The sequence below is a fragment of the Bacillus sp. 22475 genome, assembly GCF_052044835.1.
In the GTDB taxonomy this organism is placed as follows: Bacteria; Bacillota; Bacilli; order Bacillales; family Bacillaceae_G; genus Bacillus_A; species Bacillus_A cereus.
Map to the genome: position 1 here is coordinate 18,790 of NZ_JBQENW010000006.1, position 22,254 is coordinate 41,043.

Sequence of the window (22,254 nt, forward strand, 5' to 3'; positions counted from 1 at the left end):
ATTCTTCATAAAATCTTAAGAAACTTCCTCAATTTTTATTAAGAAACGATAGTTATACTTAGACACAAGTTAAAAACTATCGAACGAATGAGGAGAGGTTTACATGCAGCTCATTACATTTTTACATGAATTTATAAAGCATCCAAAACATACTGGTGCAATTACGCCAAGTTCAAAAATATTAGCAAAGAAAATGGTCGATGTAATTGATTTTAATAAAGCGAAATGTATTGTAGAGTTAGGGCCTGGCACAGGGGTTTTTACGAAAGAGATTATGAAGAGAAAAAAGAAGGAAACAATATTTCTTCTTATTGAAATTAATGAAGTATTTTTCAAAGAATTAAAAAGAAAATTTAAAGATGAGCAGAATGTCATTGTTGTACACGGTTCAGCTGAAAATATAAAGAAGTATATGGAGGAGCTCAATATAGAATGCATTGATTACGTTTTATCAGGGTTGCCTTTCACTTCTTTACCAGAAGAAGTTTCAAAGCGCATTTTAAATAATGCGATGGAAGCGATACATGAGAATGGTGAATTCATTACATTTCAATATTCACTTGTGAAAAAAGGATTTATACAGCATTTCTTCCCTGAAATTACACTAGAAAAAGTATGGCTCAATTTCCCGCCAGCCTACGTCTTTAGTTGCAAAAAAGAACTAAGGAGAGCGTATGCATAATGGAATTACATGAATTATTATCCTATATCGAGCAGTACGGTTATTGGGCACTATTTTTTTGTTTATGGTTAGGTATTATCGGAATGCCAATTCCAGATGAAATGATTGTTATGAGTGGTGGTTTCGTATCTTCAGTAGGGATATTAAGTGTTGTTCCTTCATTTGTATTAACATATTTAGGTGTTGTATCAGGGCTTTCTTTAGGATATATATTAGGGAAAGTATTTGGCACGAAGGTACTCCATAAATTGATGAAAAAGAAAAAAGCGAAGTATTTAATAAAATCACAAGAAATGGTTGATAAATACGGACAGTACGCGTTAGTTACAAGCTATTTCATACCAGTTGTAAGACATATCGTGCCGTATTTAGTTGGAATGAATAACATGTCATTTAAGACGTATGCATTGTATTCTTATACGACAGGATTTGTTTGGACACTCGTTTATTTCGTATTAGGTTCTTTCTTTGGACAACATATTGAAAAGATTGTAGCAGTTGCGATAGAGTATGGTGTGTATTTTGGCGGGATGGTTTTTATTATTACAGGTATTCTTTATTTATATAGACAAAAAAGAATCACGTTTATGAGTAAATAGAAGTAAAGAAAGTTCCTGCCGGTATGAAGGGTAAGATAGGATTATAAGTATAAAATTACCTTCATTTTATGGGTAAATATAGAAAAAATAGGAGAGGGAGAGCGTTGTGCTACTCATTTTTAGCCTTATCTTAATTGGATTTATGTGCAGTATGAAAATAGTATCCTTACATATGATAGAACGACAAAAGGTAGAAGAACGATATGTATATTGTCCAAAATGTGATGCGAAAATTAGAAGCGGAAATTCAGCTCCTTTTTGTTCGAAATGTAATTTAATATTTTTTTAAAAAAAGTCCGAAATCACTTTATATGGTTTCGGACTTTTTCTTTTTAAGTAAACATTAATCCACCTAGTTCTTTTTCGTTTGTTTATTAGCTAAAATGGAATATGAATAACAATAGTATGTAAACGAAAATAAATATAGATGTACATATGGAGTGCTATATTTGGAGATTTTAATCATAGTAGGATGCCTATTAATAGGAATTATTTTGATTAGTATAAGTAATTATCGATTTATAAAAGAATTAAAAGAAAAAAATTCAAAGAAAGAGAAATGGAAAGTAGTAGCTGGAAATTTGATAGAGTTATTTAGTGATCCATTGCATGGAGTGCCGTTCTATTTTTTTACTGGGGGTCTCTTTTTTGTAATCGGACTGTTGTTATTTCTTTCTATGGGAATGGGTTGGCTTGAAATTGATTAAGGCGTATTAACAAAGATATTTCATAGTTGTATTGCGAAGAGGAGAGAGCAAATGCCGGTTATAAGAGATATACAATTGAGTTTTCTAAAAGTAAAAGAGCATACCAGAAACATAGAGGCATTACAGTTAACATCTACAAGCAACTACGATGAAGACATCTCTTTTGGTAAAGAGACGAGCAGTATTACTTCTTTATATTGTCGACATATGCCAAAGTTAAGAATGGATTATGAGAAAGGGATTTTGATTCATTGTGTGGATGATATTTCATTACTCGATGAGTGGGAGAAGAAATATCGAATTTTCCCTGAATATATGAATGCTTTTGCGGAATATGGGAGTGTGAGGGATTTTCCATACTTATCAGATAGAGAGAAAAAAGAATTAGCCCTTCAAATCGTTCATGCGGAAATGAAGCGTTTAGCTGTGAAATATGATTGGGATATAGAAGAGTTAGAAAAAGTGAAGAATAAAATACTAGAAGTGGATTATAGAAACGAGTTCGTATATATAAAAAAGAGTAGTCCGAATAAAAAATACGTATGTAGTATAACATGTCAGCATGAAGTGGCTTATGCTGACATGTACTTAGAAATAAGAGAGTATAGAACGAGGCGGTTAATCAAAAAGGAAAAGCTTATGAAAGAAGAAGATATGTATAAGATGTTTCATCATGTTAGTGAAGTGGCTTGGAAGTTAAACCATAAAGTACTGTTGATGAACGATAAAGGAAAAACTGTATGGATGTTAACCTTTTTAGAGAAAGATATCCCAGCTAATTTAGTTTGGAAGATTGAAAGAATAGATTGGAAATAGATGGGGATTGGAGTGTGCTAAAAGGATGGAAAAATACATAAAAGAACAGATGAGTATATGTGACAAATATAAAGTAGAGTATGTAGAATCTCCGAATGACTTGAAATTAGGAATATCGCAAAATGTGAAAGATGGTATCGCTCCGATTAATGGGTTACGAATGCCTATAGAAAACGGAACGACAGGTTGGTACATTTGGGCTGGTGAAGAAATGGGGACAGAGGAAGATTTCTTTCTTCCTTTACACGTTCAACATATTGATGAATGGGCACCTGAAATAAAGAAGTATTTAGGGTTACCACCTGGTTGGAGATTTTTAATTGCTGGAGATTACGAGGACGTGTGGTATGATTCGAATTTGTTTGATGAAGATTTAGAAGAGGATGCAGATGAATGGGAAGAAAATATGCTACAAGAGTATGGATGGTACATGCATAGCATATTAGCAGAAGATATTGATGGCATCCATGCTAATTATCATACGAATGGTCTAAGAGAGAACCTTAATCATCAAGATTTACAAATAACATTAAATATGGATCCTGAAGTCGCGCATAGTGTTTTTTGTTCCATAATAGAAGAAATAAAGAACGGAAAAAAGTTTGAACAAGGGATTGAGTATACGAATATTATTGAAGGATATCCCATTATTATGAAGTCTTTCGTAGAGATGGATCGAGAAGTTTTGAGGGTTTTATTACCTGATGAAAGAGGGATTCTTCCTACGAGGCCAGAGTGTGATGAGTGTTATAAGACTCAATTGGATGATATTGAGGAGAGTTGATAAAAAAAGAGCTTGAAACTATTCAAGCTCTTTTTTTATGACTATTTATGTCCTAAAATATGCTCAATCTCATGCAAACTTAATTTACTTGCCTTAGCAATCGTTTCAAGTGGTATACCAAGATCATACATATTCTTAATCATTTGAAATTTCCCCTGTTGGACTCCTTCTTTTCGACCTTTTTCAATGCCCTGTTGAATGCCTTTTTAAATACCCTTTTCAAGCCCTTTTTTAATTCCTTGTTCCATTCCTCTTTTTATTCCTTCTGTCTCTGCATGGGCGAATTTTGCTGCTTCATCCATTAAAACTTTCTCCCTTGCGTCATAGGCTTGCCGGAAAGAAGAATCTTGACTCATACGTTCCCATTTATTTATCGCTTTTTGTAAAATAGGATCTTCGTTCATAGCAATATCCTCCAATAGTTTAGTTAAGTGCTCATCCTCATTTGCTGAAAGCAATAAAAGCCAACGAACAAATGGATCTTTCCACGGATTTACTTTTTCTTCATGCCATTGTTCAGTTAACTTTGGAATTTCTATAATGTGGATTTCTATGTCTTCACTCAGGAGTTTTTTTGTTGTGTATTCCATAATATGCTCGTTGTATGGAAGGCTGGGTGTTCCGAAAACATTACGAAGTTTAGTAAGTTTATGGTGATGGTTTTGTGAAGTGCACTGTAGGGCATCCCTTTTTGTAGTTGAGATGTGTATAGTCTTCCCCAATAATATAAACTGCGTTTAACCATATCGTGATTATTATTGAGTTGTATTTCTACATTAACTTTTGTTCCTGTGTCTAATGTCGCTGAAATGTCTAAAATAGATAACTTATCCTCTTCATATTCCCTGTGTAATGTGGATCTTCTAGTTGTAGAGAAGCAATGGGCGACTCTAAAGACTCTTGTAACATAGCATTTAAAAATGCAATTAGAATATCTTCACTACCATTCGTACCAAACAATTGTTTAAATGCAAAATCAATGCGTAAATTAACTAACTGTTGGTTGAACAAAGTTTGTCCTCTCCCTTATATGAAGGTGCTTCTTTTCTTCATTGTACATAAAAAGAACTAGAGTATGCAAACAAGCCATTCTTCTATTTTTTAGTAGTGTTATTAGAATGTCACAGGTAAGTATGGTTATGTTATACTCTAGTGAAATTAAAAAAATATTTTTGTTTATATCGAGGTGAAGATGCTACATATGCAAAAAGATATTTTAAAACTATTAGATAAAAAGCAAAGTAACTATGAATTTCCTGCATTTGATAATGAATATATGGATATTTCGCAAGTGAAATTCTCTCTTTTCTTTAAAGATACTAAGGATTGGTTAATGGTGTTTCAGCTTGTTGGTGTAGGTTCATTAGGTGTATGTAATGATATTCAAGTATATGGCGATAGAATTACTCATTCAATGGGTGATGATTGCATTTTACAATTAAATGATGGCAATTATGAGTTGTTTGATGATGAAGGTGAATTTATGCCGAATATTTATAACGGCAGTTTAAAAATTCGTGAGCATCATTTTGAATATGAATTTACAGAAGAGGATTATATAAATAATGGAATAGAAGTACAAACGACAGAGCATTATCCAACATACTTTATGCGTATGCTTGCTACTAATGAAGAAGTTAGAACATTATTATGGTGGAGTAAAGAAGAGATTTTAGAAGAGTTCGGTTTAGAAGGTAATTGGGAACTAGCGTATGAAACGGAAGAATGGAAACATGTTGAAGACGAAAAAGTAAGTGAAAATGAATTCTTCCAATCAGTAGCCGCTGCAATAGAGAAGAAAGACCCAAGTATTATTGTGAAGAAGGATTCTAACACGCATTGGAGAAATTGGGTAGCGTTTGATTGTGACTGAAAAGGATAGGAGAAAGAATAATAAATGAAAAGAAGAAGAAAATCCGGAGAAAAAGTACAAATGCATCGTTTTGCACTACCTCTATGCTAAGGAAGTGAAGCACCATATTATTATTACGAGGTAGCGCCCCATGAAAGAGAGGAACGCTTCCATTTAACATCAGAACTTTGCGTAATGGACGATGAACATTACTTTATTAGAGGTTGTTTAGAGATTCCTATCATTGATTACCACGAAAATTTCATATGGACTGTGTGGGTATCACTTAGTAAAGAAAGTTATGATGAAGTATTAAAAAAGTGGGATGAGAGAGGCCGAGAAAATAGTGATCCTTATTTTGGTTGGTTATCTGTAGAAATACCATTTTATCCAGAAACATTAAATTTAAAAACAAATGTACATATAAGAGAAGTTGGAACGGCACCGTATGTTGAATTAGAGCCAACCGAGCATCCTTTAGCGATCGAACAAAGAAATGGAATTACTTTAGAGAGAGTTAAAGAAATACAAGAAATGATTCAACGACATAACTAGATTAGAAGAGAAAAAAACGAGTGCTAGCACTCGTTTTTGTATTACACAACCGCAGGATTATAAATCATCGTAAAGTGTCCTGGTAATAATTCAATGTGACAAGGTGTATGAAGCGAGCTTTCTCCATCTGTATCTACTTCTTTTTCTTCTTTCGTTTCAATATGAATGGATTTCGCTTTTACGTGGAAGATGTCATTTTCATTTGAGTCTTCAAATAGTTTCTTTCCGATGTAATCTTTAAATGCTTGAATACCTGTTGATTTGACTACGAAAATATCAAGTGTTCCATCATCACATTTTACGTTCGGAATAAAGGATGGAATACCACCAAGATATTCACCATTTCCAACCATGACAAGGACAGCTTCGTCTTCATATACTTGTCCGTCATAAGTAATTTTTACCGGGAATGTTTCAGCATTTTTTACAGTTCGAATTGTGCTTAAATAGTAACCGATTTTACCAAGCTTTGCTTTTTCTTCTGCATCGATATTGTTTGATACTTCAGATACGAGTCCAATGCCCCAGAAGTTTAAGAAATGTTGTTCATTTGCTTTTGCAACGTCAACTGGTTTTACGTGTTCCTTTGTGATAAGTTTTGCTGCTTCTGCAATGTTTTGCGGAACACCAAGTGTGCGAGAGAAGTCATTGCAAGTTCCACCTGGAATGATTGCAAGTGTAGGTCTAGTTTCGAGAGGTGCTAAGCCATTTGTGCATTCAAATACTGTTCCATCACCACCAAAGACGATAATTAAATCTACTTTACTAGCAAACTCTTGGCAATATTTTGTTGCATCACCTTGTTTTTTGGTATGAAGGATATGTAGATCAGGAAAAGCTGCGGCAAGAGGTGGTACGATTTTCGTTAAATTTGTATGTAAGTCACCTTGACCAGCTTTCGGATTTACGATGAGGAGTACTTTTTCAAATTTTTTCTTTGTCATATTTCATCTCTCCCTGTAGTTTGTAAATGGAAAGAAAGGAGCTGTTCCCATGTATTTTAGAACAGCTTCTCCCTATTAATTGGGTGCTAACATTGTCAGTTATTGTCGGTAAGTCGATATATTTAAAAAATCGCCGATATAATTTGAATTACGGTCGATATATTTTGAAAATCGCCGATATACATTTTATGTACCATTTTATGTACTATCGATTTTTTAAGTTATACGATTATTCCGTTACAACTGAAGCAATGAATGGTAAGTTACGATATTTTTCCGCACAGTCGATACCGTATCCAACGATGAATTCGTCTGGAATTTGGAAGCCAACATACTCAGCTGTTAAGTCTACTTTACGACGTTCTGGCTTATCAAGTAATGTACAGAACTTGAGTGCCTTTGGTTTATGCATAAAGAAGTGGTCTTTTAGAAAATGAAGTGTTAAACCAGAATCGATAATATCTTCTACAACAATTACGTTTTTCCCAGTAATGTTTACGTCGATATCTTTTAGTAGTTTCACTTTTCCTGTTGTTTCTGTTTGATTTCCGTAGCTAGATGCAGAAATAAAGTCAATTGTTACATCATTTTTGATGTGACGAATTAAATCAGCAGCAAATACGAATGAACCTTTTAATACTGCGATAACTACGATTTCTTCTCCTTCAAAATCACGTTCGATTTGAAGTGCTAATTCTTTAACTTTTGCTTGTAATTGTTCTTCAGAAATTAAAGTGTCTTTTATTTCAATATTCATTGTAATCCTCCTACAGTGTAAAACTTGCGAACATTTCGACTGTAAAGGATAGAATGGAAAAAGTCAAAGGAGATAGTAATTTTTTACAAAGATAACGCCAAAATCATCTGATGATATGATATACTAAGTGTATTAAGAAAACGCTTCCATAAAGGGTGAATATGATGAAGAAGAAACAGTACACAAGTGTAACATTTATAAAAGCATTACTTTTAACAATTGTTCTTGGCCTGTTGGCTTACGTAATTGATGTACCTGCGATTCGTATTTCATTAATTGGAATGACTTTAGTGTTAGGAGCAATTTCGCACGGTATGATGTCGCAGCTAAAAGAAGCTGGACTTGATGATATGAGAGATCATATAGATAAAAAGTAAGAAACCTTCATTATATAGAGTGAAGGTTTTTTTGTTTCTTACAAAAATGTAAGGTAGTTGTAAGGCAAATCGATAGTTGCATAATAGCATTTTGGATAAACTATGGGTGTAAGGTAAAAGGCAAGCATATTTTAGGTAAATTAAGTTTTAGGCACTCTATATGTGAAAAAGGAGTAGGAGGGCATGGAGAAACGTTGGACGACCTTTTCTTTTTTAGCGACTAGTAACACCGTAATGCTAGATGGAAAAATGGATTTTTTGCACTTGTTTGATCGTGAAGATGATCATTCTTCTTCTAAATTTACAATGAAATGGAATAAATGGAGCGAGAGTTGTAAGATTGAAGAAGAGGCCCCTAACGAAGAGCAAAAGATTATTTTAACAAACCCTATTAAAGCGTGGGTTGTTCAACGTCGTAAGTGTAACGTCAAAAATCACTTCAAGAAAACTGAGCCGAGACAATTAGTTATCGCTCCGGCCCGTTCTACTTCCAAATCACGCGAAAGTAACATGTAAATAATTGAGACACACACCCGAAAAAACATCGTACATATTGCGATGTTTTTTTCTTTTGCTACAATGAAATCTTTAAATGAAATATATTTCATCTGCATTTTATATTTATATCTCTTGCTTATTCTAGTAATACATCCGATGCGAGTTGATGTGAATAAAATATAAGGAGAGAATGAAAATGAAAAAGAGACTATTACCAATTTGTGCAATGGCACTTTTAGCAGTAGGATATTCTTCAGTAGCGAGTGCAGATACTGGAACAGTAACAAAGGAAGAAGCGCAAGTGCAACAAGATAAAGCTAAAAAAGAAGAAGCAATTAAGGAACAGCAAAAAAGTGAAGTAGAGAAAAAGCAAGCGGCACAAGTACAAGAAAAAAATGATATGGCTAAAAAAGAAGAAGCAATAAAAGCTGAGAAAAAAAGTGAAGAAGAGAAAAAGAGAATAGCGCAAGAACAGTTAAAAAACGATATGGCCAAAAAAGAAGCAGCGATAAAAGCCGAGCAAAAGAATGAAGTAGCTAAAAAAGAAGAAGCAAAGCCAGTTGTACAAGGTGAAAAATTACCAAATACAGCATCAAATAATGTAGCAATGATGGGATTAAGTGCATGTCTTGTAGCGGTAGGTACATTATTTGGTTTGAATCGTCGCAATAAGATTAAAGCGTAAATAAAATATTTTCCTATAAAGAATGGGATAATTTCATATATTAAAAATGGTAGGTTACTCCTACCATTTTTGGCATGGAGGAATGAAGAATGAAGTTACTCAATTATATCGGTATCATATTGATGGCTATAGGGCTATTCATGGGATCCTATTATGCTGTGGAATGGTATAAAGGAAGAAGCTCTGCCGGGCAATTAACTGCAGAAGAAATAAAGAGTCTTAAAAATATACAATATACTCAACTTTCTCGTGAAACACCTGTAACTTCTCAAGTGCCTTCTTCTCAAACAGAACATAAAGAAGGAGAAAAGGTAGCGATGTTAAACATACCAAAAATAAAGAAGAAGTTTTCTATATATTGGGGAGCGGATGATACGACTTTGAAAAAAGGAGTGGGTATGTTCGTTAGTAATTTAACGACAACCCCATCTGGAGGGGGACATACTGTACTGAGTGGACATCGAGATACTGTATTTACAGATTTAGGGGAGTTGAAAGAAAAGGATACCCTTGTTTTAGAGTATGATAATAAAACGTACACATATGAAATTCAAAAGACATGGATTACTCATGCGGATGATCGTACTGTTATTATAAAAAAAGAAGAACCGATATTAACACTGACAACTTGTTACCCATTTGATTATATAGGGGATGCACCAGATAGATATATTATCGAGGCGAAGTTAACTGGCAGTTATTCAAAATGAAATTATAGTTTTTGAAAGCAGGAGGGGGATATATCAGTTATGTCAAAAAACATTTTAATTGTTGAAGATGAAGACATATTACGTGAAATATTAAAAGATTATTTTTTAAGTGAACAATATGTAGTGTTTGAAGCGAGGGACGGGAAAGAGGCTTTAGTTGTATTTGAAGAAGAAGAGGTTGATTTAGTTATTTTAGATATTATGTTGCCAGAACTCGATGGATGGTCTGTTTGCCGAAGAATTAGGAAGACGTCTGAGGTGCCTATTATTATGCTGACGGCGCGCGTAGATGAAGACGATACGTTACTTGGTTTTGAACTTGGGGCAAATGACTATGTGACGAAGCCGTATAGTCCGCCAATTTTATTAGCAAGAGCGAAAAGGTTATTAGAAAGCAGAAAAGTGACAAAGCAACTTTTAGAGAATGAAGATGATACATTATCAATCCACGGTATTCACGTTCATTTTCCGTCTCGCACTGTTACGGTAGATAGAACAGATATTAATTTAACGCATACAGAATTTGAAATATTAGCGTATTTCATGAAAAATCAAGGAATCGTTTTAACGCGAGAGCAACTCATTTCAAGAATTTGGGGATATGAATTTGCTGGTGATGATCGAACGGTGAATAGTCATATTCGTAATTTAAGAAATAAATTAGGAGAGAAAGCAAAGTATATTACAACTGTAGTACGAACAGGTTATAAATTTGAGGGCAATGTATGAGGAAAGGAATTGTACTAAAATTATTTACTCTTACAACGGCATTATGCATGTTGATTTTAGCGACGATATTTATTGGACAAACGATATTTTTTAAACAATATTATGCGAATCGAAAAGTGGAAGATATTAAAGTAAATTTAAATTCCTTTGAGAAGAATTATTTAAACTACACAGGAAACGTAGAAGGAATTCAGAAACTTGAGCAAGACTTTTTAAGAGAAAATAATACGTGGATTACGACATTAGATAAGAACGGGGATTTAAAACATGCAGATGATTTTTATTTTGAAGTAACGATAGATCGTAGGCAACAAAAGAGCTTTGGACAACAAATATTCAAAATTCCTTTATACAATCTCGTCAATATAGAAGAGATTGATAATAAATCATCAGATCAGTTTCTAGGCCAAGGAATTTATTTTTCTGGAGTGAAAAAAGGAGATAGTTTTATTCCATTCTCTTTCTCGTTATCTAAGCAGAATTTAAGTGGATCTAATAAACCGTTAGAAAAAGCATTTAAGGAGAAAATGAGTAAATTAGATGAGGAGAAAAAGAAAGCAGCTGAGGAACAAGTAAGTAAGGAAAAGAAGCCGGCTGTTCAGGAGCAAGCTGCCCAAGAACCAGATGCTTACATAGGTGGGTTTGTTACAAAAGTACAGTTTCCAGATGTAAAAGGTCCTGTGAATCCAATTTATAAAAATACTTTATTTTTGGATAGTATAAAAGAATTTCAAACAGATGTATTACTAAAAGAGAGTAATCAAATAGAGTATTCAACAAAGACAATGGACTATGAAAAGAATGATATAAAATATAAATTATTAATGAAACCAATAAAAGAAAAAGATGGATCAGTAACATATATTTATGCGATGGCTTCTTTACAGCCCGTAGATGAAGCTGTACAAATGGTGCAAGATTATTACATCTATATCATTGCATTTGTAGTTGTTCTTATTTTTTTAGCTTCGTTTTATTATTCAAAACAAATTGCAAAACCATTATTAAAAATAAATGATACGACGAAGAAAATAGCACAATTAGATTTTACAGAAAAAATACCGATTACTTCAAAAGATGAAATTGGAGATTTATCGAAAAATATTAATGTGCTATCAAATAAACTCCATTCGCATATTGGGCAGTTAGAAGAAGATATTGAAAAGGAAAGAAAGTTAGAAAAGACGCGAAAAGAATTCATTTCTGGTGTTTCACATGAATTAAAAACACCGCTAAGTATTATGAAAAGCTGTATTTCTATTTTAAAAGACGGGGTAGCTGAGCATAAAAAGGATTATTATTTTCAGGCGATGGAGAGAGAAGTAGACAAAATGGATACGTTAATTTTGGATATGCTTGAGTTAGCTAAATTTGAATCTGGTACATATAAAATGAAAAAGGATTCGTTTTATATTGATACAGTAATTGAAGACATATGTGAACATCTATCTGTGGAAATAGAGAAAAAAGAGCTTCGTGTTCATAAAAATATATGTTCATTTGAAGTGATTGCAAATCAAGGCCGGATTGAACAAGTCATCGTGAATTTCATTACGAATGCCATACGTTATACACCAAATAAAGAAGATATTATTATTTCTACAATAGATGAGAAGGATCGTATAAAAGTGTGCATTGAAAATAAAGGTACTCACATTGAAGAAGAACAATTAGATAAAATTTGGGATCGTTTTTATCGAGTGGATACAGCTCGGCAGCGTTCACAAGGTGGGACGGGGCTTGGGCTTGCCATTTCAAAGAATATTTTAGAACTACATGATACTGAATATGGGGCAGGAAATACAGAAGATGGTGTGTTATTTTATTTCTATTTACCGAAAAAAGCGTAGAAAATATGATCTACGTTTTTTTAAATTATTTTCATATTATCTTTACCTAATTTTTATTTTTAATCAGTATAATTTGTTTAGAATATGAGGTTATGTAAGGAGTCGATGAACCGTGCATAGCAATTGGCTAAGTATAATGGTATTTATTTTCTTTTGCGCATTTATTGTATTTTTAATTAATATTACGATATGAAAAAAGAGCGCTCATTAAGCGCCCTTTTTTTGTGTATTCATTTGATAAGCACTGATGCTTTTGAATAAGCGTGGTGAAGTGATAAATAAAAATATAAGTAAAACGGTACATAGAATATAGGAACCAATCATTGTACTACCGTTAAATATTAAAGAATATAGGAAAGCCGATTGGCCTTTTGGTGCATATTGTCCCCAGAAAATGATACCAGCGATAAAGTGACAGAAGTAACGAGCTAGACTACCGATAAAAGTAGCGACGATAATGTATCCAATTACTTTCTTTCCTTGGTTTGGTTTTGATGAAGGTTTGTCTTTACGGCTACCTAAATTTGATTGTTCTTCGCTATTTTCATTTGACGCTAAAAGCGCCTTTTGAATTGGACGATAGAATAAACCAGCAAATCCAATGAATGCAAAAGCAACAAAGTATTCAATTAGTACTTGAATTGGTGTGACGATAATGGCATCGCCTACGACAATTTGTAATAATCCCCAAATTAAGCCTCCTAAGAAAGCCATTTTGAAACCCCAGCGGTATGCGATAATAAAAATAGGAATCATAGCAAATGAAATGGAACCGCCTGTTGCTGATATTTTTATTGAAAGTGGTAAAATGTCGATGACCAAGGCGAAGGCTGCAAGAATAGCAGATTCGATCATCGCTTGTAAATTGGTGTTACGCATGTTGTCTCCCCCTAAATCCAAGTTGTACAAAAAAGAATAGATATCATAGGAGGATACGAAATACGTAAATAAAAATGAGGTATGTATTTCGGACGTTTGCACAATCCCTGCGTTAGCATTAACTAACAGGTTCGAAGGGTCGGAACGAAGTGTTCCCTCTCAGCGGCATGGCTCCCCCAGTGATAACGAGATTCTTTATTTGCTATTGTTTATTGTAAGCGAAATGGATGAGAATGGCAAACAAATGCTGTATGACAATAATTGAAATAGAATTGTAGCGAAATGTTAATAAATATGAAGCAAAAGGGTATAGTACAAGAGAAATTGGGTGTGGTATAATTTTTTTGAAAATAATTATCATTCTCTTCTGAGGGGGAAGGTTATGAGCTTAGTAGATATTAAAATTGGAGAGAAAGTGTTAGTAAAAAGTATTCAGTCTTTAGATCAACTATTAAAGCGTAGACTAGCTGCTTTCGGTCTTGCGGAAGGAAGCGTACTTCGCTTGAAACAGAAAGCGATGTTCAAAGGTCCTTGTACATTGGAGTGTCGTGGACAGTTAATTAGTATTCGTCATTGTGACGCGAAAATGATAAAGGTGGAATTAGCGTGAATAAGGTAGCTTTGCTAGGGAATCCGAATACAGGGAAGACATCATTATTTAATGCACTTACTGGTTCTTATGAGTATGTAGGAAACTGGAGCGGTGTAACAGTAGAAAAGAAGGTTGGTAAATTAAAAGATAGACAAGGAACATTAATTGATTTACCAGGTGTTTATGATTTAAATCCAGTTTCACGTGATGAAGGTGTTGTAACAAACTTTCTATTAACAGAAGAATTTAATCATATGTTAAATATCGTAGATTCCTCGCAGTTTGAAAGAAATATGCATTTAACGTTGCAGTTACTTGAATTTGGTAAGCCAGTCTCAATTGGTTTAAACATGATTGATGTGGCGAAGCAAAGAGGAATTGTCATTGATGTAAAACGATTATCAGAGCTATTAGGTGTAACAGTCGTTCCTGTTGTTGCAAGAAGTGGAAAAGGCTGTGAAGAGCTGCTTACGACTCTTAAAGAAAATGGCAAACAAGAGAAAAAGCCATTCCTTATTTCATATGGTGTACAAATGGATGAAGGAATTAGAGAAGTAATTGCTCTTTTAGAGACAGTGAATTACGAGCATCCGAGATGGTTAGCACTTCAATTTTTAAGCAATAACGAAGTAGTAGAAAAAGAAATGAAAGCATTACCAATTTATAAGGAACTCATAGCCATTCGATCTCGCTTAGAAGGAAAACTTGATTGTACGTTAGAAGAGCACATTTACAAAACTCGTGAAGCGTATATTGAAAAGTTAAAAACAAATGTTATGAAGCATGAGAAAGAAGGGAAAATTCCTTTTTCAGAAAAAATTGATAGATTAATTACACATAAAATTTTAGGACTTCCAATCTTTTTAGCAGTTATGTTTTTTATTTTTCAGGTTACGTTTACGTGGATTGGTACACCTTTATCGGATATGTTAGATGAGTTTTTTGGTGGCCAGCTTACGGATTGGGTGACGGCTGGACTTACAAGTATTGGAGCTTCTGATTTTATTCAAGCGCTCGTTACAGAAGGTATTATTGCCGGTGTTGGTGCGGTATTAGTATTCGTACCACAAATCTTTGCACTATTCTTTTTCATTTCATTATTAGAAGACTCAGGGTATATGGCGCGAATTGCAGTTGTTATGGATAGAATTATGGAGTTTTTCGGCTTAAACGGAAAAGCTTTTATTCCGATGATTATCGGTTTTGGATGTAACGTTCCAGGTATCATGGCTGCGAGAACGATTGAACAGGAAAAAGAACGTTTACTTACCATTTTAGTAACACCATTTATGTCTTGTTCAGCACGATTACCTGTATATGCATTATTTGCGGGTGTATTTTTCCCGCATAGTCAGGCGACTGTTGTATTTTCTTTATATGTTGCAGGGATTGTTCTTGCGTTATTAGTTACAAAAATTATGTCTCTTACGATTTTGAAAGCGGAAAAGTCTATTTTCGTAATTGAATTACCACCTTACCGTGTGCCACAAGCGAAAACATTATGGCTAAGCACGTGGGAGAAAGGAAAAGGATTTGTTCGTAAAGCTGGTACATTCATCTTTGGTGGTTCGGTTGTCATTTGGTTATTAAACTATGCAGGTCCATCAGGATTTGGCGTTGATATGGGAGATAGCTACTTAGCGATGATTGGTGGATTTATCGCACCACTATTTGCACCGCTCGGCTTCGGAACGTGGCAAGCTGCAGCATCCCTTTTAACAGGATTTTTAGCGAAGGAAGTTGTCGTTTCTACAATGGCAATTATTTATGCAGTTAAAGAAGATGTGCTTGGAAATGTAATGGGAGCACATTATACAGCATTATCAGCTTATGCATTTATGTTCTTTATTTTATTATATGTTCCGTGTTTAGCGACGGTAGCTGTTATTAAACGTGAAACAGGATCAGCGAAATGGACGATTTTCTCAGTCGTTTATCCACTCGTAGTTGCTTATGTATTAACGCTCATTATATACCAAGTTGGATCCTTACTCGGATTCTAGAAGGAGATGTATTGTGATGATGGTCAATATTATAATTGGAGCTATCATTTTTGGTTATGCAGCATATACGTTAGTTAATTTTGTAAAGAGAAGTAAAAAAGGAAAATGCGCGGCATGTTCTTTAAATAAGTCATGTCAGTCGAATACTTGTAGTCCGGATATGGAACAAGTTGCTCATAAATAGAAAAAAGCTTTGCGAATTTCGCAAAGCTTTTTTGTTTTACTTTTTACTTTTTAATTTTTACAAGTTGAGAAGCTTCTACGCCTTTGTAACCAGGGAATTCTTTACTTGGGTCTTTATCAAATTTTAATACACCTACAGATTTTTCATCACCTTTTACATTGCTGTAAGTTGCGTCATCAACAATCGCATACATATCTGTATATGCACGGCCACTTCCGATAATTGTGTTGCCTTCATATTTTAATTTCGCTCCATCAAGTGTAGCATTTTCTACTTTCTCTTTTGCGAATAATACACCTTGTTCTGTTGTTACAGCTGGTAATTTATCAAGTGGTTTCGTGTTGTCTTTTTCATCAACTTTGCTAAGTAACTCTTTTTTCACTAGTTCTTCACCAGTTTTCTTATCCATTACAAGAACTTTTTTACCATCTAATGTTGTCATTTTCATTTTATAGAAGTCTTTTTCTTTCACTTCTTTTTTGTTTTTATCTGTAATTTGTTGAACTTGTTCTTCTGAGCCGTACAGTACAAAACCGTTCGCTTTCTCTCCTAATAAAGAACAACCTGATAATGCTCCAAATGAAATTGCTGCTGCTAATCCGATTCCTACTAATTTTTTCATGATGATTTCTCCTTTTATATGTTTTATAGTAAATACAATTTTTGTATTAGTGCTTACATGTGAAGAAGCTTGTTTGTTGCTTCTGGTATTAGTGTATAAGAAATATCGGAATGCAACTATCGAGTTAGCTTACAGTAACATTACACTTATGTAATTTAGTGAAATTGCACAAAAGTAAGTTAATTTCAAAGAGGGATAATGAGAATATATTAGAAATGCAATATTGTATATAGAATGTCATATTATAATGGATGTATTTTGGAAATAACATGTAAGGACATATTAGTTTTGTTATAATAAACACATAGGCTGTAAAAATGAATATTCTTTACTGTAAAGGGAGATTTTTCAGTTTTCCAAGTAGTGAATTTGAAATATGAGGTATATCATAGGAGGAATTTAGATGTCTGTATTTAAACGATTAAGAGATTTAACAATGTCGAATGTGTACTCGTTAATTGAAAAAGCGGAAGATCCAGTTAAGATGACGGATCAATATTTACGCGATATGCAAGCGGATGTACAAGAAGCTGAGAAAAGTGTAGCAGCTCAAATCGCACTTGAGAAGAAATTCAAAATATTATTTGAAGAGCAAGAAGCACTTGTGAAAAAACGTGAAGAGCAGGCTCATATGGCTGTTCAAGCTAATAACTTAGATCTTGCGCGTCGTGCATTAGAAGAAAAACAAAACGCAGAGCAAAAAATGAATGAGTATAAAGCAAGCTATGAGCAAAATAAAGCTGCTGCTGATAACCTGCGCCTAAAGCTAGAAGAAATGCGTAAGCAATTAAATGAGCTGAAAAATAAACGTGAAACACTTGTAGCGCGTGTAAATGCGGCGAAAGCACAAAAGAATATTAATCAGGCGATGTCTGGATTTGATTCAAATTCAGCAAAAGCTGGTTTAAGCCGTATGGAAGAGAAAGCTCTTCAATTAGAGGCTGAAGCGGAAGCAAGCGGTGAAGTTTATAAGAAAGAAAAATCATTAGATGATGAATTCGCAAGCTTAAACAAAAATTCTGCTGTTGACGATGAATTAGCTCGTATTATGAAGCAGTATGAGAAATAATATAGAATAGAGACAAATGAACCGACATGTCTAAATATACTCATGTCGGTTTTCTATTATATTTTAGAGGAGGTTTTGCAATGACATGGATGAATGTAGTTGCCATGCTTGTATGGACTGGAGCGAGTGCAGTACTTTTATTTGCAATTATGTGGGTTGATTCAATTTTTACAAAATACAATGATTTAAAAGAAATCAAAAATGGAAATACAGCTGTAACAACTCGTTTTATTATGAAATTATTTGCACAAGGGTACATTTTATCTCAATCGATAACGAAAGCAAATGACTTATGGCAAGCACTTCTTGCATCAGCAGTTTCTTTCGTTATTTTATTAGTGGTAGAAATGTTTATCGAATTCGTATTAAAGAAAATGTCTGGTCTTGATTTAGAAGAAGGTACGAAAGAAGGTAGCGTTGCACATGCGATGTTAGCCGGATCATTACATATTGTTGGTGCACTAATTTTAGGTGCTTGTTTATAAAGAGAAAAGGAGGGGTAGATCATGAGTTTATTTAAACGAATTAAAAATATAATGAAAAGCCCAGAGCCACCGAAGCCGGAAAAGAGTCTTTTAACGTTAGCTCCTGGCGATATGATTGAAGTTTCATTAGTTATGTATGAATTAATTGGGAAAACGAGTATGCATTCGCGCAAGGAAATTGTTTTGACATTGCAAGATGGAAAAGATATTCGTTATTTAAAAATTGAAGACCGAGAAAATACGTATTACAAATTATATACTCCAATTGATGGTCGCTTAGATTCAATTGATGAAATTCCGACGACAATTGAAATGGATGATATCGAGTACCATATGGAAGAACAATATAACGGACGTGTTGTTGTGATGGGAAAAACTCCATTCTCAGCTTCAGAAGAACAGTATATATGGGAATTCCAATCAGATAATCGAAAATTATTGCGTATTGAATGGCAAAATGGTCGCACAATGATGTATGAGGGAGAAGCAATCATTCCTGCTGATGTACAAATTATAAGAGCAACGTAAGGGGGCGTAATCATGTCAAACCGATTGTTTACCATGATTAAATCGTTTGTGATCCCTATACTTGCTATCGTTATATTACTTGTTGTTGCTGGTTATGCCTTATCAGGTTGTCAAGGCGGGCAGACAAAGTCGATTCAAGACCGTTATCCACTTGAATCTGTTGCCAAGGAAGGTAAACAAGAATCTTACGTGTATAGGGCCGCCAATCGGTCAGTTCCTGAAGTAGCGAAGGAACTCATTAACGAAAGAGAACCGAAGCAAGCATCTAAAGAAGACGAAAATCAAATGTTCCTCGTTTATTCTGACAAGATTTATAACCTGCAAAAGGATAAAGAGAAACCATCTGATACATTAATTGAAATAAGTAATAAAGAATTTGTCCGTCAAAATTATCAACCGTCCTTCTTGCAAGGATATATTATGGGTAGCATATTAAACGATATATTCGGTTCACGAAAATCATCATACGGTGATTATCGAGGATATAACGACAGACAAAATCATAAACCAGTCATTCCAGAGAGACCACCTACGAAAGAAGAAAAGAAAACCCCACCTCCAATTACGAAGGAAGGGAAAGGGTCTATCATTAAGCGAGGCGATAATGTAGATTCGAAACCATCAGTAGGTGATAAGGGAAGTATTACTGAAAAAGGAAATAATACGACGCCCCCACCTTCTACTGGAAGCAAGGGTAAAATTACAAAAACACCAGGCGGTTCAAGTGGATCAGATGTGAAGCCGAAATCATCTATTAAAACGCCGCCAAGAAATACATCTCCTCCAAAAACGAGGGTCGGTGGTTCAGGAAAGATTACGAAGAGAAGATAGTGTAGAGACCGAAAAGTGTAAATTGCTTTTTGGTCTTTTTTCTTGTTATAAGAACTAATTCCTTTCAGGTGGTGTAATTTAGGCATAAGGGGGCGAGTAAAAATATATCAGCGATTATTAGAATATATCGACCGTAATTCAAAATATATCAGCGATTATTGGAATATATCGACCACAATTCAAAATATATCAGCGATTATTGAAATATATCGACTTACCGACAAAAACTGACAACGATAGCAACTTAATAATAAAAAGAGGGTGTACCAAAATCTCGGCACACCCTCTTTTTTCATAACGATTAATGAATATCACGTTTCTTGAAATTACCGCCTTTTACTTCTGCTACGTCATAAACGGTAATAAAGGCATTAGGATCGATTTCATTAATAAGTTCTTTCATTTTACTTTCTTCTAAACGGTTAATTACGCAAGAAATTTCTTTGAATTTCTCTCTTGAATAACCACCGTATACTTCGTTATATGTTGCACTTCTGCCTAAACGATCGCGAATTGTTTCTACCATTAATTCAGGCTCTTTTGTAATAATTTTAAATGCTTTTGAACCACTTAAACCAACTTCAACGATATGAATCACTTTCGAAGCAATAAAGTAAGCAATTGCCGAAAGGATAGCTCCTTGAAGACCGAATACCGTTGATACGAAAATAAATACGAACATGTTTAAGAATAAAATAAGGTCACTCGTTCCAAATGGTAACTTACGAGAAAGCAATACAGCTAGCATATCGATTCCATCTAATGCCCCACCGTTACGTAATGCTAGTCCCATACCAAAACCGATAATAATACCACCAACAACTGTAACTAATAATGTATCGCCTTCAATAATAGCTGGTATTCCGTGCATGACAACGGTACCTATTGCTAATGAAGCAATCCCGATAATGGAATAAATCGCAAAGCTTTTACCGATTTGCTTATATCCTAACCAAACGAAAGGAATGTTAATAACTGCGATTAGAGCTCCTAATGGCAATCCAAATAATCTTGAACTAACGATACTTAAACCAGTCACACCACCGTCTGATACATTATTTGGAATTAATACTGCTTCTAATCCGTACGCTGTGATAAATGCCCCAATAATAATCATCAAAGCTTTCGAAGCAATTTTTAGCTTATTGGGCTTGTTTTTGATACTTTTCTCCATATAATTTCCTCGTTTCAAACTAGTTTCTTGTTTGTTACATAATTTACATCTAAATTTTATTTTAACATTTAATTTGAAAAATTTCTCCTTTAATGGATGTATGCAGGGAATATTATGACCATATTATCTTTAAAATATTTTTGAAATAAGTATAAGAAATCCCATCCTTTCAAAGGATGGGATGCTATTAAGAAAATATAAAACTAAGTACTGATACGAATACAGCTAAGCCTAAAATAGTTCCACATATTTTCATATGGCGCTTACGTCCCATTACGACAATCGCAACATATTCACGGATCATTGCGTTAGGCCAGTAATAAAATGCAGTTTTTGATCCAATACCTTGGCTGTTAAGACCAGCTTGTCTTGCATATATACCAGCACGGAAAAGGTGGAAATTATTCGTTGTAAAAATACTTTTATATTTACCTTCTGGTTTTAAAGAATCCATAATTTCTTTAGAGAACAGCATATTTTGATATGTGTTTACAGAGCGATTTTCCTGGACTGTATGTTCAAGAGGAATTCCTTTTTCAACAGCGTAACTTTGCATCGCTTCCGCTTCTGGAAGACCTTCATCTGGACCTTGTCCACCAGAAAAAATAATTGTTGGTGGTGTATTCACAGCGGCTTGTTTCCAATAGAAGTCGATCGCTTTATTAATGCGGCTTGCAAGTAAAGGTGGTACTTTATCATTAATTAAGCCGCTACCAAGAACGATGATGAAATCTTGATTACGTCTTGGTCTGTTGAATTGGTATAAAAAATATGCGCTTAAGAAATTAGTTAAGTGTATAAAGAAATAGAAGCTTATAAGAGAAATAGCTGCAAAAATAGGCTCTAAATGCGATGAGACCAAACTTGCTGGGTTTATAATAGGGAGTAACATAAAGAATAACATCCCTAAAGCAGCAAGGAGTGTTAAACAGTTGGTGAACCGTCTTCCTTCTCGCTTCATTAAAATTCTAGCATTAAGAAATAGCCCAAACATTAAAGCAACAATACCGAAAGGAAGCATAATAAGAAGTGCTAAAATAGGTAAAATTATAATATAGCGTAGGACATCACTACTTGAATTCACAGATATAATCACACAAAAAAGAAGGAAAAAACAGACAAAGGCATTAAATAAAAAGCCGTTTATTATTTTTCGCGGATCTTTTAAATAGGAAATAAGAAAAATAATAAATAGTATAAGAGGAATAATTCCAAAATACAGCATAAATATAGTACACCTCAACTTGTATAAGAATTTGACATACCTTTTATATTACATGATTTTATAAGTGAAAATGAAAGAAAAAGGATTTTGAATTTTCTCAATAAAATATTTGAATAC

26 protein-coding genes, 2 pseudogenes and 1 riboswitch are annotated in these 22,254 nt (G+C 34.1%); of the genes and pseudogenes, 21 read left to right on the top strand and 7 right to left on the bottom strand.

The features are described 5' to 3' along the window. Positions 1 to 103 precede the first annotated feature (103 nt). The 6 genes from ACTJJY_RS11660 (at position 104) to ACTJJY_RS11685 (ending at position 3,588) form a co-directional block, all read left to right on the top strand. A complete protein-coding gene (locus ACTJJY_RS11660; protein WP_440605561.1) occupies positions 104 to 682 on the top strand; it encodes a class I SAM-dependent methyltransferase in 579 nt (192 codons plus the stop codon). After that, complete coding sequence (locus ACTJJY_RS11665; protein WP_440605562.1) at positions 682 to 1,281, top strand: DedA family protein; 600 nt, start codon at positions 682 to 684, stop codon at positions 1,279 to 1,281. The genes ACTJJY_RS11660 and ACTJJY_RS11665 overlap by 1 nt, the downstream gene beginning before the upstream one ends. A gap of 106 nt (positions 1,282 to 1,387) precedes the next feature. Further along, entirely contained in the window at positions 1,388 to 1,570 is a 183-nt protein-coding gene (locus ACTJJY_RS11670) for a hypothetical protein (protein ID WP_106823741.1), read from the top strand. A 160-nt stretch (positions 1,571 to 1,730) separates the two neighbouring features. Further along, positions 1,731 to 1,988: a hypothetical protein gene (locus ACTJJY_RS11675; protein WP_440605563.1), complete on the top strand. Its 258-nt coding sequence runs from the start codon at positions 1,731 to 1,733 to the stop codon at positions 1,986 to 1,988. 51 nt (positions 1,989 to 2,039) lie between these two features. Next, entirely contained in the window at positions 2,040 to 2,804 is a 765-nt protein-coding gene (locus ACTJJY_RS11680) for a hypothetical protein (RefSeq protein WP_440605564.1), read from the top strand. A 25-nt stretch (positions 2,805 to 2,829) separates the two neighbouring features. After that, positions 2,830 to 3,588, top strand: coding sequence for a DUF4262 domain-containing protein (locus ACTJJY_RS11685; protein ID WP_440605565.1), 759 nt, complete (start codon positions 2,830 to 2,832; stop codon positions 3,586 to 3,588). Between the two features lie 41 nt (positions 3,589 to 3,629). On the opposite strand, the pseudogene ACTJJY_RS11690 reads toward ACTJJY_RS11685, so the two are convergent. Beyond that, positions 3,630 to 4,599: pseudogene (locus ACTJJY_RS11690) on the bottom strand (Rpn family recombination-promoting nuclease/putative transposase). A 190-nt stretch (positions 4,600 to 4,789) separates the two neighbouring features. Here ACTJJY_RS11690 and ACTJJY_RS11695 point away from each other — a divergent pair. Both ACTJJY_RS11695 and ACTJJY_RS11700 read left to right on the top strand, forming a co-directional pair. Further along, the gene (locus tag ACTJJY_RS11695) at positions 4,790 to 5,461 is read left to right on the top strand and encodes a DUF7003 family protein (RefSeq protein ID WP_440605566.1); all 672 of its coding nucleotides are present in this window, start codon (positions 4,790 to 4,792) and stop codon (positions 5,459 to 5,461) included. 24 nt (positions 5,462 to 5,485) lie between these two features. Continuing rightward, positions 5,486 to 5,995: pseudogene (locus tag ACTJJY_RS11700) on the top strand (DUF2199 domain-containing protein). A 41-nt stretch (positions 5,996 to 6,036) separates the two neighbouring features. Here ACTJJY_RS11700 and ACTJJY_RS11705 read toward each other — a convergent pair. Further along, positions 6,037 to 6,939: a diacylglycerol/lipid kinase family protein gene (locus tag ACTJJY_RS11705; protein ID WP_023523237.1), complete on the bottom strand. Its 903-nt coding sequence runs from the start codon at positions 6,937 to 6,939 to the stop codon at positions 6,037 to 6,039. Between the two features lie 229 nt (positions 6,940 to 7,168). After that, entirely contained in the window at positions 7,169 to 7,696 is a 528-nt protein-coding gene (hpt, locus tag ACTJJY_RS11710; protein ID WP_001019295.1) for a hypoxanthine phosphoribosyltransferase, read from the bottom strand. A gap of 161 nt (positions 7,697 to 7,857) precedes the next feature. Here hpt and ACTJJY_RS11715 point away from each other — a divergent pair, with 161 nt between their 5' ends. The 6 genes from ACTJJY_RS11715 (at position 7,858) to ACTJJY_RS11740 (ending at position 12,545) form a co-directional block, all read left to right on the top strand. Beyond that, on the top strand, positions 7,858 to 8,073 hold the full coding sequence (locus tag ACTJJY_RS11715; protein ID WP_002001286.1) for a hypothetical protein: 216 nt from the start codon (positions 7,858 to 7,860) through the stop codon (positions 8,071 to 8,073). A gap of 183 nt (positions 8,074 to 8,256) precedes the next feature. Then, positions 8,257 to 8,589 (top strand): hypothetical protein, encoded by a 333-nt coding sequence (locus ACTJJY_RS11720; RefSeq protein WP_058839673.1) that lies wholly within the window; start codon positions 8,257 to 8,259, stop codon positions 8,587 to 8,589. A 178-nt stretch (positions 8,590 to 8,767) separates the two neighbouring features. After that, on the top strand, positions 8,768 to 9,256 hold the full coding sequence (locus ACTJJY_RS11725) for an LPXTG cell wall anchor domain-containing protein (RefSeq protein WP_440605567.1): 489 nt from the start codon (positions 8,768 to 8,770) through the stop codon (positions 9,254 to 9,256). 89 nt (positions 9,257 to 9,345) lie between these two features. Continuing rightward, positions 9,346 to 9,966: a class D sortase gene (locus ACTJJY_RS11730; RefSeq protein ID WP_000771598.1), complete on the top strand. Its 621-nt coding sequence runs from the start codon at positions 9,346 to 9,348 to the stop codon at positions 9,964 to 9,966. 39 nt (positions 9,967 to 10,005) lie between these two features. Then, the gene (locus ACTJJY_RS11735) at positions 10,006 to 10,695 is read left to right on the top strand and encodes a response regulator transcription factor (protein WP_440605568.1); all 690 of its coding nucleotides are present in this window, start codon (positions 10,006 to 10,008) and stop codon (positions 10,693 to 10,695) included. Next, positions 10,692 to 12,545: a sensor histidine kinase gene (locus ACTJJY_RS11740; RefSeq protein WP_440605569.1), complete on the top strand. Its 1,854-nt coding sequence runs from the start codon at positions 10,692 to 10,694 to the stop codon at positions 12,543 to 12,545. The genes ACTJJY_RS11735 and ACTJJY_RS11740 overlap by 4 nt, the downstream gene beginning before the upstream one ends. A gap of 207 nt (positions 12,546 to 12,752) precedes the next feature. On the opposite strand, the gene ACTJJY_RS11745 is transcribed toward ACTJJY_RS11740, so the two are convergent. Continuing rightward, entirely contained in the window at positions 12,753 to 13,424 is a 672-nt protein-coding gene (locus ACTJJY_RS11745) for an energy-coupled thiamine transporter ThiT (RefSeq protein WP_001246567.1), read from the bottom strand. A gap of 86 nt (positions 13,425 to 13,510) precedes the next feature. Further along, positions 13,511 to 13,612, bottom strand: a riboswitch (TPP riboswitch). 194 nt (positions 13,613 to 13,806) lie between these two features. On the opposite strand from ACTJJY_RS11745, the gene ACTJJY_RS11750 reads away from it, so the two are divergent. Genes ACTJJY_RS11750 through ACTJJY_RS11760 form a run of 3 tightly spaced genes read left to right on the top strand, consistent with a single transcriptional unit; the run spans position 13,807 to position 16,203 of the window. Next, positions 13,807 to 14,034 carry a FeoA family protein gene (locus ACTJJY_RS11750; protein WP_440605570.1) on the top strand — a complete coding sequence of 76 codons (228 nt, stop codon included), beginning with the start codon at positions 13,807 to 13,809 and terminating at the stop codon, positions 14,032 to 14,034. Then, positions 14,031 to 16,019, top strand: coding sequence for a ferrous iron transport protein B (feoB, locus tag ACTJJY_RS11755; RefSeq protein ID WP_440605571.1), 1,989 nt, complete (start codon positions 14,031 to 14,033; stop codon positions 16,017 to 16,019). Before ACTJJY_RS11750 ends, feoB begins: the two co-directional genes overlap by 4 nt. A 16-nt stretch (positions 16,020 to 16,035) precedes the next feature. Next, complete coding sequence (locus ACTJJY_RS11760) at positions 16,036 to 16,203, top strand: FeoB-associated Cys-rich membrane protein (protein ID WP_000989596.1); 168 nt, start codon at positions 16,036 to 16,038, stop codon at positions 16,201 to 16,203. A 43-nt stretch (positions 16,204 to 16,246) separates the two neighbouring features. Here the strand turns inward: ACTJJY_RS11760 and ACTJJY_RS11765 are convergent, their stop codons facing one another. Further along, complete coding sequence (locus tag ACTJJY_RS11765; RefSeq protein ID WP_048565089.1) at positions 16,247 to 16,825, bottom strand: lipoprotein BA_5634 family protein; 579 nt, start codon at positions 16,823 to 16,825, stop codon at positions 16,247 to 16,249. Positions 16,826 to 17,228: 403 nt separating this feature from the next. Here ACTJJY_RS11765 and ACTJJY_RS11770 point away from each other — a divergent pair, with 403 nt between their 5' ends. From ACTJJY_RS11770 to ACTJJY_RS11785, 4 genes are all read left to right on the top strand, one after another. Next, positions 17,229 to 17,894: a PspA/IM30 family protein gene (locus tag ACTJJY_RS11770; RefSeq protein ID WP_000110280.1), complete on the top strand. Its 666-nt coding sequence runs from the start codon at positions 17,229 to 17,231 to the stop codon at positions 17,892 to 17,894. 80 nt (positions 17,895 to 17,974) lie between these two features. After that, complete coding sequence (locus ACTJJY_RS11775) at positions 17,975 to 18,379, top strand: DUF350 domain-containing protein (protein ID WP_000220087.1); 405 nt, start codon at positions 17,975 to 17,977, stop codon at positions 18,377 to 18,379. Between the two features lie 21 nt (positions 18,380 to 18,400). Continuing rightward, entirely contained in the window at positions 18,401 to 18,907 is a 507-nt protein-coding gene (locus ACTJJY_RS11780; protein ID WP_000051743.1) for a DUF4178 domain-containing protein, read from the top strand. A gap of 12 nt (positions 18,908 to 18,919) precedes the next feature. Continuing rightward, entirely contained in the window at positions 18,920 to 19,738 is an 819-nt protein-coding gene (locus ACTJJY_RS11785; protein ID WP_440605572.1) for a DUF4247 domain-containing protein, read from the top strand. Positions 19,739 to 20,039: 301 nt separating this feature from the next. Here the strand turns inward: ACTJJY_RS11785 and ACTJJY_RS11790 are convergent, their stop codons facing one another. Beyond that, positions 20,040 to 20,912 carry a YitT family protein gene (locus tag ACTJJY_RS11790; RefSeq protein ID WP_023523234.1) on the bottom strand — a complete coding sequence of 291 codons (873 nt, stop codon included), beginning with the start codon at positions 20,910 to 20,912 and terminating at the stop codon, positions 20,040 to 20,042. A gap of 187 nt (positions 20,913 to 21,099) precedes the next feature. After that, complete coding sequence (locus tag ACTJJY_RS11795; protein WP_440605573.1) at positions 21,100 to 22,137, bottom strand: YdcF family protein; 1,038 nt, start codon at positions 22,135 to 22,137, stop codon at positions 21,100 to 21,102. Positions 22,138 to 22,254 lie beyond the last annotated feature (117 nt).

Bases quoted from the DNA above. Each gene is read 5' to 3' on its own strand.
- ACTJJY_RS11735 (WP_440605568.1), top strand. From the start codon at position 10,006: ATGTCAAAAAACATTTTAATTGTTGAAGATGAAGACATATTACGTGAA.
- ACTJJY_RS11775 (WP_000220087.1), top strand. From the start codon at position 17,975: ATGACATGGATGAATGTAGTTGCCATGCTTGTATGGACTGGAGCGAGT.
- ACTJJY_RS11680 (WP_440605564.1), top strand. From the start codon at position 2,040: ATGCCGGTTATAAGAGATATACAATTGAGTTTTCTAAAAGTAAAAGAG.
- hpt (WP_001019295.1), bottom strand. From the start codon at position 7,696: ATGAATATTGAAATAAAAGACACTTTAATTTCTGAAGAACAATTACAA.
- ACTJJY_RS11750 (WP_440605570.1), top strand. From the start codon at position 13,807: ATGAGCTTAGTAGATATTAAAATTGGAGAGAAAGTGTTAGTAAAAAGT.
- ACTJJY_RS11785 (WP_440605572.1), top strand. From the start codon at position 18,920: ATGTCAAACCGATTGTTTACCATGATTAAATCGTTTGTGATCCCTATA.
- ACTJJY_RS11780 (WP_000051743.1), top strand. From the start codon at position 18,401: ATGAGTTTATTTAAACGAATTAAAAATATAATGAAAAGCCCAGAGCCA.
- ACTJJY_RS11720 (WP_058839673.1), top strand. From the start codon at position 8,257: ATGGAGAAACGTTGGACGACCTTTTCTTTTTTAGCGACTAGTAACACC.
- ACTJJY_RS11740 (WP_440605569.1), top strand. From the start codon at position 10,692: ATGAGGAAAGGAATTGTACTAAAATTATTTACTCTTACAACGGCATTA.
- ACTJJY_RS11790 (WP_023523234.1), bottom strand. From the start codon at position 20,912: ATGGAGAAAAGTATCAAAAACAAGCCCAATAAGCTAAAAATTGCTTCG.
- ACTJJY_RS11725 (WP_440605567.1), top strand. From the start codon at position 8,768: ATGAAAAAGAGACTATTACCAATTTGTGCAATGGCACTTTTAGCAGTA.
- ACTJJY_RS11665 (WP_440605562.1), top strand. From the start codon at position 682: ATGGAATTACATGAATTATTATCCTATATCGAGCAGTACGGTTATTGG.
- ACTJJY_RS11715 (WP_002001286.1), top strand. From the start codon at position 7,858: ATGATGAAGAAGAAACAGTACACAAGTGTAACATTTATAAAAGCATTA.
- ACTJJY_RS11685 (WP_440605565.1), top strand. From the start codon at position 2,830: ATGGAAAAATACATAAAAGAACAGATGAGTATATGTGACAAATATAAA.
- ACTJJY_RS11760 (WP_000989596.1), top strand. From the start codon at position 16,036: ATGATGGTCAATATTATAATTGGAGCTATCATTTTTGGTTATGCAGCA.
- ACTJJY_RS11695 (WP_440605566.1), top strand. From the start codon at position 4,790: ATGCAAAAAGATATTTTAAAACTATTAGATAAAAAGCAAAGTAACTAT.
- ACTJJY_RS11745 (WP_001246567.1), bottom strand. From the start codon at position 13,424: ATGCGTAACACCAATTTACAAGCGATGATCGAATCTGCTATTCTTGCA.
- ACTJJY_RS11765 (WP_048565089.1), bottom strand. From the start codon at position 16,825: ATGAAAAAATTAGTAGGAATCGGATTAGCAGCAGCAATTTCATTTGGA.
- ACTJJY_RS11795 (WP_440605573.1), bottom strand. From the start codon at position 22,137: ATGCTGTATTTTGGAATTATTCCTCTTATACTATTTATTATTTTTCTT.
- ACTJJY_RS11770 (WP_000110280.1), top strand. From the start codon at position 17,229: ATGTCTGTATTTAAACGATTAAGAGATTTAACAATGTCGAATGTGTAC.
- ACTJJY_RS11705 (WP_023523237.1), bottom strand. From the start codon at position 6,939: ATGACAAAGAAAAAATTTGAAAAAGTACTCCTCATCGTAAATCCGAAA.
- ACTJJY_RS11730 (WP_000771598.1), top strand. From the start codon at position 9,346: ATGAAGTTACTCAATTATATCGGTATCATATTGATGGCTATAGGGCTA.
- ACTJJY_RS11660 (WP_440605561.1), top strand. From the start codon at position 104: ATGCAGCTCATTACATTTTTACATGAATTTATAAAGCATCCAAAACAT.